This window comes from Streptomyces sp. NPDC049541, assembly GCF_044465725.1.
GTDB lineage: Bacteria > Actinomycetota > Actinomycetes > Streptomycetales > Streptomycetaceae > Streptomyces.
The window spans coordinates 517,214-531,612 of record NZ_JBITLY010000006.1 but is presented as its reverse complement, the minus strand read 5'-3'; the positions used below and the strand labels follow the sequence as shown (position 1 = coordinate 531,612).

Genomic DNA, 14,399 nt, shown 5'->3' with positions numbered 1-14,399 from the left:
CCGGGCTTGAGTTGGCCCCGGGTGCCCCGCGGTACCTCGTGCCAGTGCGGCCTCGGGTACGAGTTCGAGCCCTGACAGGCCCGCGCGTCGCGGAGCTCCCGCGGGGGTGCGAGACGTGTGTGGAGGGGGGAGGGTTCCTCGGCGCCCCTCTCATGTGCCCGCGCGCCGGGCTTGAGTTGGCCCCGGGTGCCCCGCGGTACCTCGTGCCAGTGCGGCCTCGGGTACGAGTTCGAGCCCTGACAGGCCCGCGCGTCGCGGAGCCCCCGCGGGGGTGTGACAGGCGCGTGCGTCGCAGAGACCCCGCAGGGGTGTGAGAGGTGCGTGGAGGGTGGCCCCTCGGCGCCTGCCTCATGTGCGCGGGCGCCGAGCTTGAGTCGGCCCGGGCCCCGCGGTGACTCGTGACGGTCCGCGGCCTGGGTTACCGGTTCGAGCCGTGGGCCGGTCGGCGGGCCTTGCGGCGAAGGGCGGGACCTCCTGGTGAGGTCCCGCCCTTCGCCGTACTCGTACGCGTGCTCAGTGTCCGGCGGCCGGCTTCGACGGCGAGACGCTCGCGGAGGCCGCGTCGGTCGGGGTGGCCGAGGTGGACGGCTTCGAGGCCGAGGCGGACGGGTTCGGGGACGCCGTCGTGCCCGGCGAGGGGCTGGTGCTCGGGAGGCCCGTCGGGACCTCGCTCGGCCCCCACTTCTTGAAGTAGCTCTCGGACGGCACCACGAAGGCCCGCAGCGTCACCGCGCCGGTCTCGCTGAAGGTGAAGGTGATCTTCTGCGCGTTGCCGTCCTGGACGGCCTCGCGGCTGCTGGGCAGGGAGGCCGAGGCGTTCCCCTTGCCGCCGATCACGAGGGAACCGTGGGCCGGGACCGTCAGCGGGCCCTTGCCCTTGGCGGGCTTGAGCTCGGCGGTCTTGCCGGTGCCGGGCAGCGTGATCGAGTCCAGCGTCTGCGGGGTGTCGCCGTTGTTGAAGAGGGTCGCGGCGATCGCGGCGGGACCCGTCGACTGCAGGTCGGGCTGCGTGATGATCAGGACGTTCTGGACCTTCAGGTTCCCGACCTTGGCCGCCGCGTTGTCCGGCTTGACCTCCAACGTCTGGGCGTCGCCGCCCGCGCCGCACGCGGCGAGCGAGGCGATCGAGAACGCGATGGCGGCGGCGGCGAGGGCGCCGCGTCGAAGGCTGCTGCTCACGGCGGCGGCAACTCCTTGACTCGAGCGTGGCGACCCATGAAGCCGCCCTAAGTGTCTGTCAGCGGCCTTAGGTTACCGAGCCGCCCCCGAGTCGCCGCACCCGACCCTCCCTCCGGCCCCGGCATGGCTCACCAGGGAGTAGCCCACAGGAGGTAGCCCACGCCCGTCCGGCATTCACATAAGTCCGCCGGCATACCCCGTCCGACCGGTCGCAAAATTTCCGTGAAGGAATGCGCGGCCACCCCCGGAATTGATCACCACACGGAACAAGCCACGGAACAACATGCCACGTAGTCGGGGGCCCGTGATCAATTCCGGAATCGACGCGGAAGCGACTCCTGACACCGAACGGAGTAGCGGAAGTCGCACACTTGGAACCGGACATATGTGGATGTTCCTCCCCTTGGAGGGGCCTCCGGATGTGTGTAACGTACGCGTTTCACCTCCCCCGGAGAGCCGCTCCGACCTGCGAATACCTTCTTCCGCCGGGCCCGCGCAGCACGTTCCTGTTGCTGTTGTCAAGCCCCGAGATATGCCCTGACCTGCGAAAACGCCATTCAGAACCCGCGGTTTCCGTGTTACCCTGGATAGCCACGGAAGGGGTACCTGTCACATGACGTTCAAGGTTGGCGACACCGTGGTCTATCCCCATCACGGGGCCGCGCTGATCGAGGCCATCGAAACTCGCCAGATCAAAGGCGTGGACAAGACCTACTTGGTGCTGAAGGTCGCCCAGGGTGACCTGACGGTACGTGTGCCAGCGGACAATGCGGAGTTCGTCGGCGTACGTGATGTGGTCGGTCAGGACGGGCTGGACCGGGTCTTCGAGGTGCTGCGCGCGCCGTATGCCGAGGAGCCCACGAACTGGTCGCGTCGTTACAAGGCAAACCTGGAGAAGCTCGCCTCCGGCGATGTCATCAAGGTCGCGGAAGTAGTGCGTGACCTGTGGCGTCGTGAGCGCGAGCGCGGACTGTCCGCCGGTGAGAAGCGCATGCTCGCCAAGGCCCGCCAGATCCTGGTGAGCGAGCTCGCCCTCGCGGAGAACACGAACGAGGACAAGGCCGAGGCTCTGCTCGACGAGGTTCTCGCGTCCTGAACCTGACAGCAGGCGCAAGCCCGCTTCAGCACTCAGTACATTGAAATGCCGCGGTGCCCGATGACGTATTTCCTGTCGCCGGGCGCTGCGGCATGTTCATACCCAGGCGCCTTGCGTACATCGTCACTGCCGGGGAGGTTCCCCCGCGATACTTGGCGTGCCGGGCCCGGGCAGCTGGCTCGACCGGTGTCACGGAAGGGTCCGGTCAAGGCGTCGCGCCCGGCACTTCCCAGGCCATACCCACGCAAGGCCAGCACACAAACCTGACAGGAACCGATGTCTGACGATTCGCGCCCTTCGCCCGCCGGAACCCGTACGGCCGCGGTGATTCCGGCCGCCGGACGGGGCGTACGCCTAGGTCCGGGCGCCCCCAAGGCGCTCCGCGCGCTGGGCGGCACCCCCATGCTCATCCATGCCGTGCGGGCCATGGCCGCGTCCCGCGCGGTCTCCCTGGTCGTCGTCGTGGCGCCGCCCGACGGCGCGCCCGAGGTCAAGTCGCTTCTCGACGCCCATGCGCTGCCCGAGCGGACCGACTTCCTCGTCGTCCCGGGCGGAGACTCGCGCCAGGAGTCCGTGAAACTCGGCCTCGACGCCCTGCCGCCCGGCTACGACATCGTGCTGGTGCATGACGCGGCTCGGCCGCTGGTCCCGGTGGACACGGTGGACGCCGTGATCGAGGCCGTACGGGAAGGTGCGCCGGCCGTGGTGCCCGCGCTGCCCCTCGCCGACACCGTCAAGGAGGTCGAACCGGCGGCGGCTCCGGGCGAGCCGGAGCCGGTGGTGGCCACCCCGGAGCGCTCCCGCCTCCGCGCCGTGCAGACCCCCCAGGGCTTCGAACGGGCCACGCTCGTCCACGCCCACGAGACCGTGACCGACGACGTCACCGACGACGCCGGCATGATCGAGCAGCTGGGCCTGCAGGTCGTGGCCGTGCCCGGCCACGAGGAGGCCTTCAAGGTCACGCGCCCGCTGGACCTGGTCCTGGCCGAGGCGGTCCTGGCCCGCAGGAGGCTGAACGATGGCTTCTGACTCCTTCGACGGGCCGCTGCCCCAGGTCGGCATCGGCACCGACATCCACGCCTTCGAGGAGGGCCGCGAGCTGTGGTGCGCGGGCCTGAAGTGGGAGGGCGAGGGCCCCGGCCTTGCCGGCCACTCCGACGCGGACGTCGTCGCACACGCCGCGTGCAACGCGCTCTTCTCCGCCGCCGGCGTCGGTGACCTGGGACAGCACTTCGGCACCGGGCGTCCCGAGTGGTCGGGCGCCTCCGGCGTCAGCCTCCTGACGGAGGCCGCCCGTATCGTCCGCGAGGCGGGCTTCCGCATCGGCAACATCGCCGTACAGGTCGTAGGCCCCCGTCCGAAGATCGGCAAGCGCCGCGACGAGGCGCAGAAGCTGCTGTCCGAGGCGGCCGGTGCACCCGTGTCGGTATCGGGCGCCACGACGGACGGCCTCGGTTTCCCGGGCCGCGAAGAGGGCCTGATGGCGATCGCGACGGCACTGGTGGTGCGGGCCGACCGGGGGTGAACGTCACGAAACCGTGCCCCTTGAGCGGAAGGGGCGCAAGGCACTGCCCTGCGCCCACTACCCTGGAGTGGTGACCATTCGCCTGTACGACACCAACGCCCGGCAGATCCGTGACTTCGCCCCGCTCACACCGGGTTGTGTCTCGATCTACCTCTGTGGTGCCACCGTGCAGGCGGCCCCGCACATCGGGCACATCCGGTCGGGCCTCAACTTCGACATCATGCGCCGCTGGTTCGAGTACCGCGGCTATGACGTGACGTTCATCAGGAACGTCACGGACATCGACGACAAGATCATCACGAAGGCGGCCGAGCAGAACCGCCCCTGGTGGTCGATCGGTTACGAGAACGAGCGCGCGTTCAACGACGGTTACACCGCGCTCGGCTGCCTCCCGCCGACGTACGAACCGCGGGCGACCGGCCATGTCACCGAGATGGTCGAGATGATGCAGGGCCTCATCGAGCGCGGACACGCCTACGAGGCCGACGGCAACGTCTACTTCGACGTGCGCTCCTTCCCGGGCTACCTGGAGCTGTCCCGGCAGGAACTCGACAACCTCCAGCAGCCCTCGGGCACCGGCGAGACCGGCAAGCGCGACCCGCGCGACTTCGCCATGTGGAAGTCCGCCAAGCCGGGCGAGCCGACCTGGGCGACGCCGTGGGGCCGCGGCCGTCCCGGCTGGCACCTGGAGTGCTCGGCGATGGCGCACAAGTACCTGGGCACCGCCTTCGACATCCACGGCGGCGGCCTCGACCTGATCTTCCCGCACCACGAGAACGAGATCGCCCAGGCCAAGGCCTTCGGCGACGACTTCGCGCAGTACTGGGTGCACAACGCCTGGGTGACCATGGCGGGCGACAAGATGTCGAAGTCGCTGGGCAACAGCGTGCTCGTGAGCGAGATGGTCAAGCAGTGGCGGCCCATCGTGCTCCGCTACTACCTCGGCACCCCGCACTACCGCTCGATGATCGAGTACAGCGAGGAGTCGCTGCGCGAGGCCGAGTCGGCGTTCGCGCGCATCGAGGGCTTCGTGCAGCGGGTGGTGGAGAAGGCCGGCACCGTCGAGCCGTCCGCCGAGGTGCCGCCCGCCTTCGCCGAGGCGATGGACGACGACCTGGGCGTCCCGCAGGCCCTCGCCATCGTGCACACCACGGTCCGGCAGGGGAACTCCGCCCTCGCCGCCGACGACAAGGAAGCCGCCGTGGCCCGCCTCGCCGAGGTGCGTGCCATGCTCGGCGTCCTCGGGCTCGACCCGCTCGACCCGCACTGGGCCGGTGAGGCCGACCGCGGCGAGGATCTGCACGGCGTGGTCGACAGCCTCGTACGCCTGGTCCTCGACCAGCGCGAGGCGGCCCGCGGCCGCAAGGACTGGGCCACCGCGGACGCCATCCGCGACCAGCTCAACCAGTCGGGTCTCGCCATCGAGGACGGACCGCAGGGCCCGCGCTGGAGCCTCGGCCCGCGCTGAGCGCGCAGCTGATCCGAAGATCGATTGTGCCGCCCGGCCGTCCGGGCGGCACACTTCATAGACGTACGAACGCACGCTTCACCCTTTTGAGAGCAGACAGGTAGGTCATGGCAGCCAACAACCGCCGCATGTCCGGCAAGAAGGGCGCGCAGGTCGGCAGTGGCGGCCAGCGGCGCAAGGGCCTGGAGGGCAAGGGCCCGACCCCGCCCGCCGAGATGCGCAAGGGGCACAAGAAGAACCGCATCGCGACCGCCAAGGCCAAGCAGGCGCAGCGCCGTCCGGTGGCGCGCGGCCGCGGCGGCAAGTCGTCGTCCGAGCTGGTCGTCGGCCGCAATCCGGTGGTCGAGGCGCTGCGCGAGGGCGTGCCCGCCTCCACGCTCTACGTCCAGCAGTTCATCGACAACGACGAGCGGGTCCGCGAGGCCCTCCAACTGGCCGCCGAGCGCGGCGGGATCAACCTCATGGAGGCCCCGCGCCCCGAGCTCGACCGCATGACCAACGGCCTCAACCACCAGGGGCTCGTCCTCCAGGTCCCGCCGTACGAGTACGCGCACCCCGAGGACCTGGCGAGCGCTGCCTACGACGAGGGCGAGGACCCGCTGATCGTCGCCCTGGACGGCGTGACCGACCCGCGCAACCTGGGTGCCGTCGTCCGTTCCGTCTCCGCCTTCGGCGGCCACGGCGTCGTCGTGCCCGAGCGGCGCGCGGCCGGCATGACCGCCGGCGCCTGGAAGACGTCCGCCGGTACGGCAGCCCGTACACCCGTCGCCCGCGCCACCAACCTGACGCGCGCCCTGGAGGCGTACAAGAAGCAGGGCATCGCGATCGTCGGCCTCGCCGCCGACGGCGAGCACGAGATCGGTGAGCTGGAGGCCCTGGAGGGCCCCGTCGTGATCGTGGTCGGCAGCGAGGGCAAGGGCCTGTCCCGCCTCGTCGGCGAAACCTGCGACTTCCGCGTGCGGATTCCGATGCCGGGCGGTGCGGAGTCGCTGAACGCCGGTGTGGCGGCGGGGATCGTTCTGTACGAGGCGGCTCGGCGGCGGGTCTGACGGAAGCCGGCGCAGGCAGGCGGAGGCCGCCGGTCGGAGGCCGGTGCAGCCGTCTCGAAGCCGCCGGTGTGCGAGGGTGGCGGTCGAGAGGGGGCGTGCGACTTCCGGGTGCGGATGTCGATGCCGGGTGGCGCCGAGTATGAGGCGGCTCGGCGGAGGGCTCGACCGCGGGGCGGCGCAGGCAGGCGGCGCCCACCGGTCGGAGGCCGGTGCCGCCGCTCGAAGCCGCGCGGCCTGTGGTTGGACACGCGTTCGTGCCGTCACTCGTGCGGGTCAATCTGGGCGTCACGGACAACGTTGACGCGATCCGGACACATCCGGCGGGTCAAAGCAGTGTCCTAACGACACGTCACTCGGTTAGATGAGTGTGGACACCAGAACACCCCGCACGCCCCCGGGGGACGGCCCGTCGGGATTCGATGACGCTCCCGCGCTGAGCATGGTGAAGGTGCCGAGCGATCCGGCGCAGGTCATCGTCAATCATGCGAGCTTCCGTGTGCAGCTCGGCGCCTCGGCCCGCACCCGATCGCCGCGGATCGCACGGCACTTGACCGCCACCCAGGACACCGCCCGCACGCCCGCCGCCGGTACCGCCGCGGGCCGAGCGGGCGCGGGCGCCCGACGTCGGCCGGTCGTCTGGAGCGGCAGGTCGGCCCCCGACGACACCGGCGCGCACCGCCTGCTCCAGGCCGTGCGCGGCGGCAGCGTCCGGCACGGCGACGACCAGTCGGCCGACGCGGGAGCCACCCAGGTCATCCCGCGCGTCGAGGTCGGCGGCTACGACGAGGCCTACGACGAGCTGGAACAGACCGTGGAGACCCCGATCGTCGGCGCCCAGCGCGGCCGCCCCACGGGCGACATCGTCGGCACCCGACTCCTCCCCGGCATGCGCACCGCCGGCAGCGGATACGACGAGGAACAGGCCTACGGCGGCCAGGAGTTCGAGGACTTCGACGAGACCGGCGAGTTCGACGACCCCGAGGGGTTCGACGACTCCGACGAGTTCGGCGAGTTCGACGAGGAGGACGCCGACCGGCCCGCCAGGCGCCAGGGCGTCGACCCGGCACGGCACGCCTACTACCCGGGCCGCCGGATGAACCTCGGCGTCGTCCTGCTCCCGCTGCGCATCTTCCTCGGCTTCATCTCCATCTACGCCGGCATGGGCAAGCTGTGCGACCCCGTCTACTTCGACGGCGGCAAGCGCGGCTCCATGGTCAAGTGGCTGAACACCCTGCACCCGTGGGAAGTCGCCGAGCCGCTGCGGCAGTTCGCCCTGCAGCACCCCGTCGGCTCCGGCCTGGTCATCGCCTTCGCGCAGGTCGTCGTGGGCGTGCTGACGGTGCTGGGCTGCTGGCAGCGGGTCGCCGCCGTCTTCGGCGCACTGCTGTCGGCCGCGCTGATCGTCACCGTCAGCTGGAAGACCGTTCCCGCCTACGACGCCCCCGACATCATCTACCTCGCCGCCTGGTCCCCGCTGATCATCGCCGGCGCCCCCGTCTACTCCGTCGACGGCCGCCTCGCCGGCAGCGCCTGGCGGCGTCTGGGACCCTCCTCCGACATCTGGGACCTGCGCGCCTACGTCCTGCGCCGCGGCGCCCTCATCACGGCGATCGTGACCGGCCTGACCCTGCTCATCGGCTCGCTGCTCGGCGGTGCGGTCCGCGACGCCGACCGGGTCATCGTCCCCGGTCCCGGCGAGGCCCCGCGCAACGAACTGCCGGGATCCCCGCTCCCGCAGCAGCCGCACAAGAGCCACAGCCAGTCGCCCTCGGCCTCGCACACGCCGACCCACGGCGCCACCGCCGGTTCCACGCCGACCGGCGCGGCGACCACGCCGGGCGCCACCGCGACCGGCGGCGCCCCCAGCCAGACCCAGGGCACCGCGGGCCGCACCCCGCGCCAGCACTCCTCACCGTCCGGCGGCGGCGCCCCCAGCACCAGCTCCGGCCCCACCTCCGGCGGCACGGACGGCGGCACAGGCTCCGGCGGCTCCTCCTCGGGCGACCCGGGCCTGGTGGGCGGCCTACTGGGGTAACCCGAGCCGATGGGCACCGAGTCCATACAAAGGGGCCCCTGCACGGAGAACGTGCGGGGCCTCTTTGCGTCCGGGAGTTGCAACGCCCTGCTTTTAAGGGGCGCGGGGAACTGCGCGACAAGCCCCCACTCACCCGCAGACGCACAACAACCTGGTCGACCGAGCTCTCACCCGCCTAGGAGCGCCTCACCGCCCCAGAGCGGCCAGCTCCTTCGCCGCCTCGGTCAGATCCTTCGCCGTATCGATGGCGCGCCAGTACGCCCCCTGCGGGATCGTGAACCCGGCCAGCCGCCGCTCACGGGCCAGATGAGGGAACGTCGTCCGCTCGTGATCCCCCCGCTCCGGGAGCAGATCGGCGAACTCGGGAGAGAAGACGTACACACCCGCGTTGATCTCGAACGTCGACGGCGGCGCCTCGATGAAGTCCGTGATGTGCCCGAAGCCGTCCGTCTTCACCGCGCCCCACGGGATGCGCGGCCGGGCCAGGGCCAGCGTCGCGACCGCGTCGCGCTCCGTGTGGAAGTCGGCCATGTCCCGCAGCGAGAAGCGGGTCCAGATGTCGCCGTTGGTGGCGTACCAGGGCTGGTCCGGGTGGGGAAGCCGGGCGGCGGCGTACTTCAGCCCGCCGCCCCGTCCGAGAGGCTCCGTCTCGACGACCGTCGTCACCTTCACCGGCAGGTCGGCGGAGTTCAGCCAGTCCTGCAGCACCTCGGCGAGATGGCCGCAGCTGACCACCACGTCCGTCACGCCCTCCTCGGCCAGCCAGACAAGCTGATGGCCGATGATCGGAGTCCCCGTGCCGGGGATCTCGACCATCGGCTTGGGCCGGTCGTCGGTGTACGGGCGCAGCCGTGAGCCCTGGCCACCGGCCAGGACGACGGCTTGAACGGGGCGGGTCGCGGCGCTCGGATGGGTCATGACCGAACTGTACGGTGCCTCCCGCCCACGCCCGGAGCCGGCAGCCGTTCCTTAATCAGCCGTTACCCTCCTCCGAACCGTCCGTGGGGCCCACGGCGGAGGAGGGACGGTTCCGTCTCAGCTGAGCGCGGCGGCGACGCCCGAGGCGAAGGAGGTGTCGCAGACCGGGCGGGCGTACGACTGGGCGCGCGTGGGGCCGTACATGCGGACCGCGGCGCGGCCCAGGGACCGGGCGATGGACACGCAGTGCTTCGCGAGCGACGGGCGCTCGTTCACGGCCTGCTGCAGATGCGTGAGGACCGTGCCCGGGTCCTCCTCCTGGAGCTCGCCCAGGAGCTTGTCGCGCAGCACGTCCTCGGGGGCGCGGTGGGCGGCCTTGGCGTCCGAGGTGATGTCGGACGCGTCCGAGGCGGTGAGCACCGAGTCCGCGGGGTTTCCCGTCCAGTTGACTCGGGTGACCGCGAGGGTCCCGGAAAGCACCAGGACGACGGGCAGGACAAGGGCGAGCGTACGGCCGATCCGGCGGGCGGGGCCCCGGCCGCGTCGCGTCTGTTGGTTAGTGGAGTGCTTCACGCGAGTGAGAGTAGCGCCAGGTGATGATTTGGCGACATTTAGTAATCAATTCGGGGGACGAGAAGCCGCTTCGAATCGTGCGTGAAGTTGACGCACGGTGCTCGAAATGACCGATGTGCCGGGGTAAATATCGACAACAAGAGGGGCCCCGCAGGCGTCTGCGGGGCCCCTCTTCGTCAACCTGGGTGAATTACCCGGGTTGGGTGTTTCGGGAGTTGCCGGTCGGCCGAGTGGCCTCAGTCGGTGAGACGCTCACCCGTGGAGGTCGAGAACACGTGCGTCTCGCCCGGGCGGGGCACCACGTGCAGGGTCGAGCCCTTCTCCGGCACCCGGCGGCCCTCGACACGGACGACCAGGTCCTTGGTCTCGCCGCCGACCTCGGCGGTGCCGTAGACGTAGCCGTCGGCGCCGAGCTCCTCGACGACGTTCACGGAGACCGCGAGACCGGCCGGCTTGTCCTCGGTGTCCTTCGACAGGGCGGCGGCGACGCCGCCACCCTCCTCGACGATGTCGAAGTGCTCGGGACGGACACCGACGGTGACGGTGCGGTCGCCCTTGTCGGAGGCGGCCTTCAGGGCGTCACGGTTGACCGGGACGACGCTGTTGCCGAACTTCACGCCGCCGTCGGTGATCGGGACCTCGACCAGGTTCATGGCGGGGGAGCCGATGAAGCCGGCGACGAAGAGGTTGGCGGGCTTGTCGTACATGTTGCGCGGCGAGTCGACCTGCTGGAGCAGACCGTCCTTGAGCACGGCCACGCGGTCGCCCATCGTCATGGCCTCGACCTGGTCGTGGGTGACGTAGACGGTGGTGATGCCGAGACGGCGCTGCAGCGACGCGATCTGCGTACGGGTGGACACACGGAGCTTGGCGTCCAGGTTGGACAGCGGCTCGTCCATGAGGAAGACCTGCGGCTCACGGACGATGGCGCGGCCCATCGCGACACGCTGGCGCTGACCACCGGAGAGGGCCTTCGGCTTGCGGTCCAGGTACTCGGTGAGGTCGAGGATCTTCGCGGCCTCCTCGACCTTCTTGCGGATCTCCGCCTTGTTGACGCCGGCGATCTTGAGCGCGAAGCCCATGTTGTCGGCGACGGTCATGTGCGGGTACAGCGCGTAGTTCTGGAACACCATGGCGATGTCCCGGTCCTTAGGCGGCAGGTGCGTGACGTCGCGGTCACCGATGCGGATGGCGCCGGCGTTCACGTCCTCGAGCCCCGCGAGCATGCGGAGCGAGGTGGACTTGCCGCAGCCGGACGGACCGACGAGGACGAGGAACTCGCCGTCCCCGACTTCGATCTCCAGACCGTCGACGGCGGGCTTCTCGGTGCCCGGGTAGATCCGGGTCGCCTTGTCGAACGTAACAGTGGCCATGGTGATGGGCCCCCTTCTACCGGCAGGAACGTGCCGGACGATCCGTTGTAGGAAGGTGGTGTAGTCCACGAGGGTGAACTGGCTCAGGACGCTACCTGGCGTTCGCCTGATCTGTCAGTACCCCCGGGCCTGTGAACTTCGCGGAAATTTTCGACAGGCGCCGGCCGGGACCTGGGTACACTGCACGGGCACGCACGCGAAGCCTGCGTGCAGGCCTCCTTAGCTCAGCTGGTCAGAGCGCCGCTCTTGTAAAGCGAAGGTCGTCGGTTCGAATCCGACAGGGGGCTCGGTGAACAGGGGGCGGCCCCGTGCGGGGCCGCCCCCTGTGCGTTGCGTTCAACCGGCGAGTTCGTGCGGTGCGAGTTCGCTGGCCCGCTGCTCGCCGGCCACGGTGAGGATGACGTCCCGCAGCCGCTCGACGTACAGCCGCATGTTCTTGTACGCGATGTCGGTGTCGGGGTAGCGGCAGGTGAACCACAGGCCCTCGTGCAGCCGGTTCAGCCAGATGCACACCTGGTCGCCGTAGGAGACCCGCACCAGTCCGTAGGCCGCCAGCTCGTCCCAGCGCTCGGCCCCGGGGATTCCCCGTGCGTCGACGAACGAGACGATCGAGTACAGGTCGGGCGAGGTCGGCCGGAAGTCCTCGCCGAGCAGCCGCAGCACGCGGGCGAGCGGCATGCGCGCCAGCGACCTGTTGGCCTGCAGCTCGGCGCGCACGGCGGTCAGCGCGGTGGGGAAGTCGGGTGCCTCGTCGATGGCGACCTCGATCGGGGCGCCGCCGACGTACCAGCCCACCGAGTTGGACCACTTGGACTTCACCCGGGTGTGGAAGGGCACGACGGCGCGGTAGACGGGCTGTCCGCCGATCTCGTGGACGATGAGGCTGGTGGCGGCCAGGACGCCGACGAGGCTGCCGCCGAAGGGCCGGCAGTACGACTCGAACGCCGCGGCGGCGTCCGCGTCGACCAGCATCTCGCGCATCAGCTTCTGCCTGGGCAGGTCACCACCGGGCTCGACACCCAGGTCGACGGGGAAGTTGGGCAGCTTGCCGTTGCACCGCCGGATGAAGTCCCGCCAGCGGCCGACGATGGCGTGGGTGCCGTCGATGCGGTCCGCGTCCGCGCGCTCGATCTCGCAGAAGTCGACGTAGCTGCCGACCGGTGACTCCTCGACGGGGCGTCCCTCGGCGGCCGCCGTGTAGAGCTCGTTGATCTCGGCGGGCATGCGCTGGATGGAGTAGGAGTCGACATTGCTGTGGTCGAAGGCGATGTACAGGCTCGCGCCGTCGTCCCTGACGACCGCCGTGTAGAGGAAGTTGGGCCAGCTCAGCGCGCTCGCGGAGGAGTCGAAGCGGTCCTGGAGGTGCTGGACGAGCAGCGCCGGGTCGGGGAAGTCGCCGATGTCCTCCCGGTGCAGGGACACGTCCTCGGTGGCGAGCGTGAAACGGCGCATCTCGTCACCGTCCCAGCGGAATCCGCTGCGCAGCGTCTCGTGCCGGAGCGTCCAGCTGCGCAGTGCCTCCTGCAGCGCGTCGAGGTCGATCGTGCCCGGGATGTCGAATGCCGTACCGACCCAGGTGGGCACGAACAGGCCGTCCTCGTGCACCGATCGGGCGGTTCTGATGTGCGACTCCTGGACGTACGCCGGCGGCCGGGGGTCCTCCGGAAGTCCCTCCGCCACGGTGACGGTCGCCGGACTGAGCGCCCACTCGACGAGCCGTCCGGGCCGGACTTCGCAGCGCTGGATGTCGGTGATTCGCACGGGCGTCTCCTGTCGCAGTTGGAGCCCGAATCGGGCGGACCCGATCAAGGGAATGCCGCGACCGCGAAAGGAGATACCCGGAACATGGGGTGTTCCCACTTTTGAGTGGATTGAGTGATCGGCGGATGTGCGCCAATCGGTTGGCGGGACACCGCTATTCACTGGTCCGGGCATTTCAACATACGAACAAGTCGCGCTCGAGAAACCGGAGTTCATACCGGCCGGGGGCGAGTGGCCTCCATTCTCGTACAGGGAGAATACGCGCACCTTCGAACGGACTTTGCGTAAGCCGGAGTTGCCGCGCGTCGAGTGGACACGGGATATCGGGCAGTGTGGAATGCCTAGTCGTTACTGCTAGTGTTCGTCCAGTCACAGTAGGCAATCTGCCTCGACATCCAGGCAATGAAGGACCGAGGGTTTCATGCGCAAGCTTCAACAGGCCATGATCGCAGCAGCAGTGGCGGCTGGCGGTCTCTCCGTCATCGGTGCCGGCGCCGGCACCGCCTACGCCCACGGCCATGGCCACGGCCACGTTCGCGACACCAAGCCGAAGGTGACGGAGCACTACCGGCCGTACCAGGAGTGCAGTCCGCAGACCGTGGCCGACGGCGACCTCCCGATCGGCGTGCTCGGTCTCTCCGAGACCTTCGACACCACCTGCGGTCAGTTCAACAACGCCTTCACTTCGTAATCGTGCGCGACGCTTTCCGCGAGCCCCTCGGGGTCACCCCCCGCAGGGGCCCGTTCACGTGTGGCCGCCCGGAGCGCGAGGCCGCGCCGGTGGCCCGCATGCGTTCGTGATGGCACTGGAAGTTCCTTCAGCAGGTCAGCCCTTCACTTCGTAGGCGAAACGGGCCGGTCCGCGGCGCACGGCGCCCGGGTGCCCCTCACAAAGGAAACGGATCACATGCTCAGTAGGAAGAAGATCGCGGCCGTCTCGGGGCTTCTGTACGGCCTCGCCGTGACCTGCGCCGGAGCCACTCAGGCGTACGCGGCAGCGGGCCCGGGAGCCTGCACGGTGAGCGCGTCGGGCGATGTCACATGTGTCCAGCGGTTCGCGGGCAAGACGTCCGACGGTGAGGACTTCATCGTCCGCCGGGCCAACACCTGCACCCCGCAGAAGCCCATGGAGCTGCCCGTCATCCCCCTGCTGAACAGCGGGAGCACCAAGATCGGCCCCGCAGTGACCTGTTCCCCCAACGACACAGGGGTCGACGACAGGGACACCCCCTCGGAACTGCCCGGTGGCATTCTGGGCTGAGGCCCGCACTTCAAAGCGACGGACGGCCGGACCGGGGCGACCCGGACCGGCCGTCCGCTTTTTCTGTGCCGTTTTTCTCGGCCCTCCGTGGCAGATGGGTGACTGCCGCTTCCCGACCGTGACTTGGGCCGGGGGAATCGTCGTTTTACGGGTGAGCGCCG

General features: G+C 69.9%; 13 protein-coding genes and 1 tRNA gene. 9 read left to right on the top strand and 5 right to left on the bottom strand.

Going from position 1 to position 14,399, the window contains the following annotated elements; genetic code table 11:
* Positions 1–513: 513 nt before the first annotated feature.
* Complete coding sequence (locus ACIBW9_RS24985) at positions 514–1,179, bottom strand: DUF461 domain-containing protein (protein ID WP_398958518.1); 666 nt, start codon at positions 1,177–1,179, stop codon at positions 514–516.
* Between the two features lie 613 nt (positions 1,180–1,792).
* On the opposite strand from ACIBW9_RS24985, the gene ACIBW9_RS24980 reads away from it, so the two are divergent.
* The 6 genes from ACIBW9_RS24980 to ACIBW9_RS24955 all read left to right on the top strand — a co-directional run bounded on the left by ACIBW9_RS24980 (position 1,793) and on the right by ACIBW9_RS24955 (position 8,352).
* Positions 1,793–2,275, top strand: a complete 483-nt coding sequence (locus ACIBW9_RS24980; RefSeq protein WP_003953493.1) for a CarD family transcriptional regulator — start codon at positions 1,793–1,795, stop codon at positions 2,273–2,275.
* A gap of 276 nt (positions 2,276–2,551) precedes the next feature.
* The gene (gene ispD / locus ACIBW9_RS24975; protein WP_398958516.1) at positions 2,552–3,304 is read left to right on the top strand and encodes a 2-C-methyl-D-erythritol 4-phosphate cytidylyltransferase; all 753 of its coding nucleotides are present in this window, start codon (positions 2,552–2,554) and stop codon (positions 3,302–3,304) included.
* Complete coding sequence (gene ispF / locus ACIBW9_RS24970) at positions 3,294–3,800, top strand: 2-C-methyl-D-erythritol 2,4-cyclodiphosphate synthase (RefSeq protein ID WP_398958514.1); 507 nt, start codon at positions 3,294–3,296, stop codon at positions 3,798–3,800. The genes ispD and ispF overlap by 11 nt, the downstream gene beginning before the upstream one ends.
* 70 nt (positions 3,801–3,870) lie before the next feature.
* Positions 3,871–5,268 carry a cysteine--tRNA ligase gene (gene cysS / locus ACIBW9_RS24965; RefSeq protein WP_398958512.1) on the top strand — a complete coding sequence of 466 codons (1,398 nt, stop codon included), beginning with the start codon at positions 3,871–3,873 and terminating at the stop codon, positions 5,266–5,268.
* A gap of 107 nt (positions 5,269–5,375) precedes the next feature.
* Entirely contained in the window at positions 5,376–6,317 is a 942-nt protein-coding gene (rlmB, locus tag ACIBW9_RS24960) for a 23S rRNA (guanosine(2251)-2'-O)-methyltransferase RlmB (protein WP_398958509.1), read from the top strand.
* Between the two features lie 361 nt (positions 6,318–6,678).
* Entirely contained in the window at positions 6,679–8,352 is a 1,674-nt protein-coding gene (locus ACIBW9_RS24955) for a DoxX family membrane protein (RefSeq protein WP_398958507.1), read from the top strand.
* 186 nt (positions 8,353–8,538) lie between these two features.
* Here ACIBW9_RS24955 and ACIBW9_RS24950 read toward each other — a convergent pair whose 3' ends face one another.
* The 3 genes from ACIBW9_RS24950 to ACIBW9_RS24940 form a co-directional block, all read right to left on the bottom strand.
* Positions 8,539–9,270, bottom strand: coding sequence for an NDP-sugar synthase (locus ACIBW9_RS24950; RefSeq protein ID WP_398958505.1), 732 nt, complete (start codon positions 9,268–9,270; stop codon positions 8,539–8,541).
* Between the two features lie 117 nt (positions 9,271–9,387).
* Complete coding sequence (locus tag ACIBW9_RS24945; RefSeq protein WP_398958503.1) at positions 9,388–9,843, bottom strand: hypothetical protein; 456 nt, start codon at positions 9,841–9,843, stop codon at positions 9,388–9,390.
* Positions 9,844–10,079: 236 nt separating this feature from the next.
* Positions 10,080–11,216, bottom strand: a complete 1,137-nt coding sequence (locus ACIBW9_RS24940) for a sn-glycerol-3-phosphate ABC transporter ATP-binding protein UgpC (RefSeq protein WP_344399557.1) — start codon at positions 11,214–11,216, stop codon at positions 10,080–10,082.
* Positions 11,217–11,429: 213 nt separating this feature from the next.
* Between ACIBW9_RS24940 and ACIBW9_RS24935 the strand changes: the two genes are divergently transcribed.
* Positions 11,430–11,503, top strand: a tRNA-Thr gene (locus ACIBW9_RS24935).
* A 49-nt stretch (positions 11,504–11,552) separates the two neighbouring features.
* Here the strand turns inward: ACIBW9_RS24935 and ACIBW9_RS24930 are convergent.
* Complete coding sequence (locus ACIBW9_RS24930; protein ID WP_398958500.1) at positions 11,553–12,977, bottom strand: condensation domain-containing protein; 1,425 nt, start codon at positions 12,975–12,977, stop codon at positions 11,553–11,555.
* Between the two features lie 421 nt (positions 12,978–13,398).
* Here ACIBW9_RS24930 and ACIBW9_RS24925 point away from each other — a divergent pair, with 421 nt between their 5' ends.
* Both ACIBW9_RS24925 and ACIBW9_RS24920 read left to right on the top strand, forming a co-directional pair.
* The gene (locus ACIBW9_RS24925; RefSeq protein WP_389087161.1) at positions 13,399–13,668 is read left to right on the top strand and encodes a hypothetical protein; all 270 of its coding nucleotides are present in this window, start codon (positions 13,399–13,401) and stop codon (positions 13,666–13,668) included.
* Between the two features lie 216 nt (positions 13,669–13,884).
* A complete protein-coding gene (locus tag ACIBW9_RS24920; protein ID WP_389087164.1) occupies positions 13,885–14,238 on the top strand; it encodes a hypothetical protein in 354 nt (117 codons plus the stop codon).
* Positions 14,239–14,399 lie beyond the last annotated feature (161 nt).

Bases quoted from the DNA above. Each gene is read 5' to 3' on its own strand.
- ACIBW9_RS24980 (WP_003953493.1), top strand. From the start codon at position 1,793: ATGACGTTCAAGGTTGGCGACACCGTGGTCTATCCCCATCACGGGGCC.
- ispD (WP_398958516.1), top strand. From the start codon at position 2,552: ATGTCTGACGATTCGCGCCCTTCGCCCGCCGGAACCCGTACGGCCGCG.
- ispF (WP_398958514.1), top strand. From the start codon at position 3,294: ATGGCTTCTGACTCCTTCGACGGGCCGCTGCCCCAGGTCGGCATCGGC.
- rlmB (WP_398958509.1), top strand. From the start codon at position 5,376: ATGGCAGCCAACAACCGCCGCATGTCCGGCAAGAAGGGCGCGCAGGTC.
- ACIBW9_RS24955 (WP_398958507.1), top strand. From the start codon at position 6,679: ATGAGTGTGGACACCAGAACACCCCGCACGCCCCCGGGGGACGGCCCG.
- ACIBW9_RS24950 (WP_398958505.1), bottom strand. From the start codon at position 9,270: ATGACCCATCCGAGCGCCGCGACCCGCCCCGTTCAAGCCGTCGTCCTG.
- ACIBW9_RS24940 (WP_344399557.1), bottom strand. From the start codon at position 11,216: ATGGCCACTGTTACGTTCGACAAGGCGACCCGGATCTACCCGGGCACC.
- ACIBW9_RS24925 (WP_389087161.1), top strand. From the start codon at position 13,399: ATGCGCAAGCTTCAACAGGCCATGATCGCAGCAGCAGTGGCGGCTGGC.
- ACIBW9_RS24920 (WP_389087164.1), top strand. From the start codon at position 13,885: ATGCTCAGTAGGAAGAAGATCGCGGCCGTCTCGGGGCTTCTGTACGGC.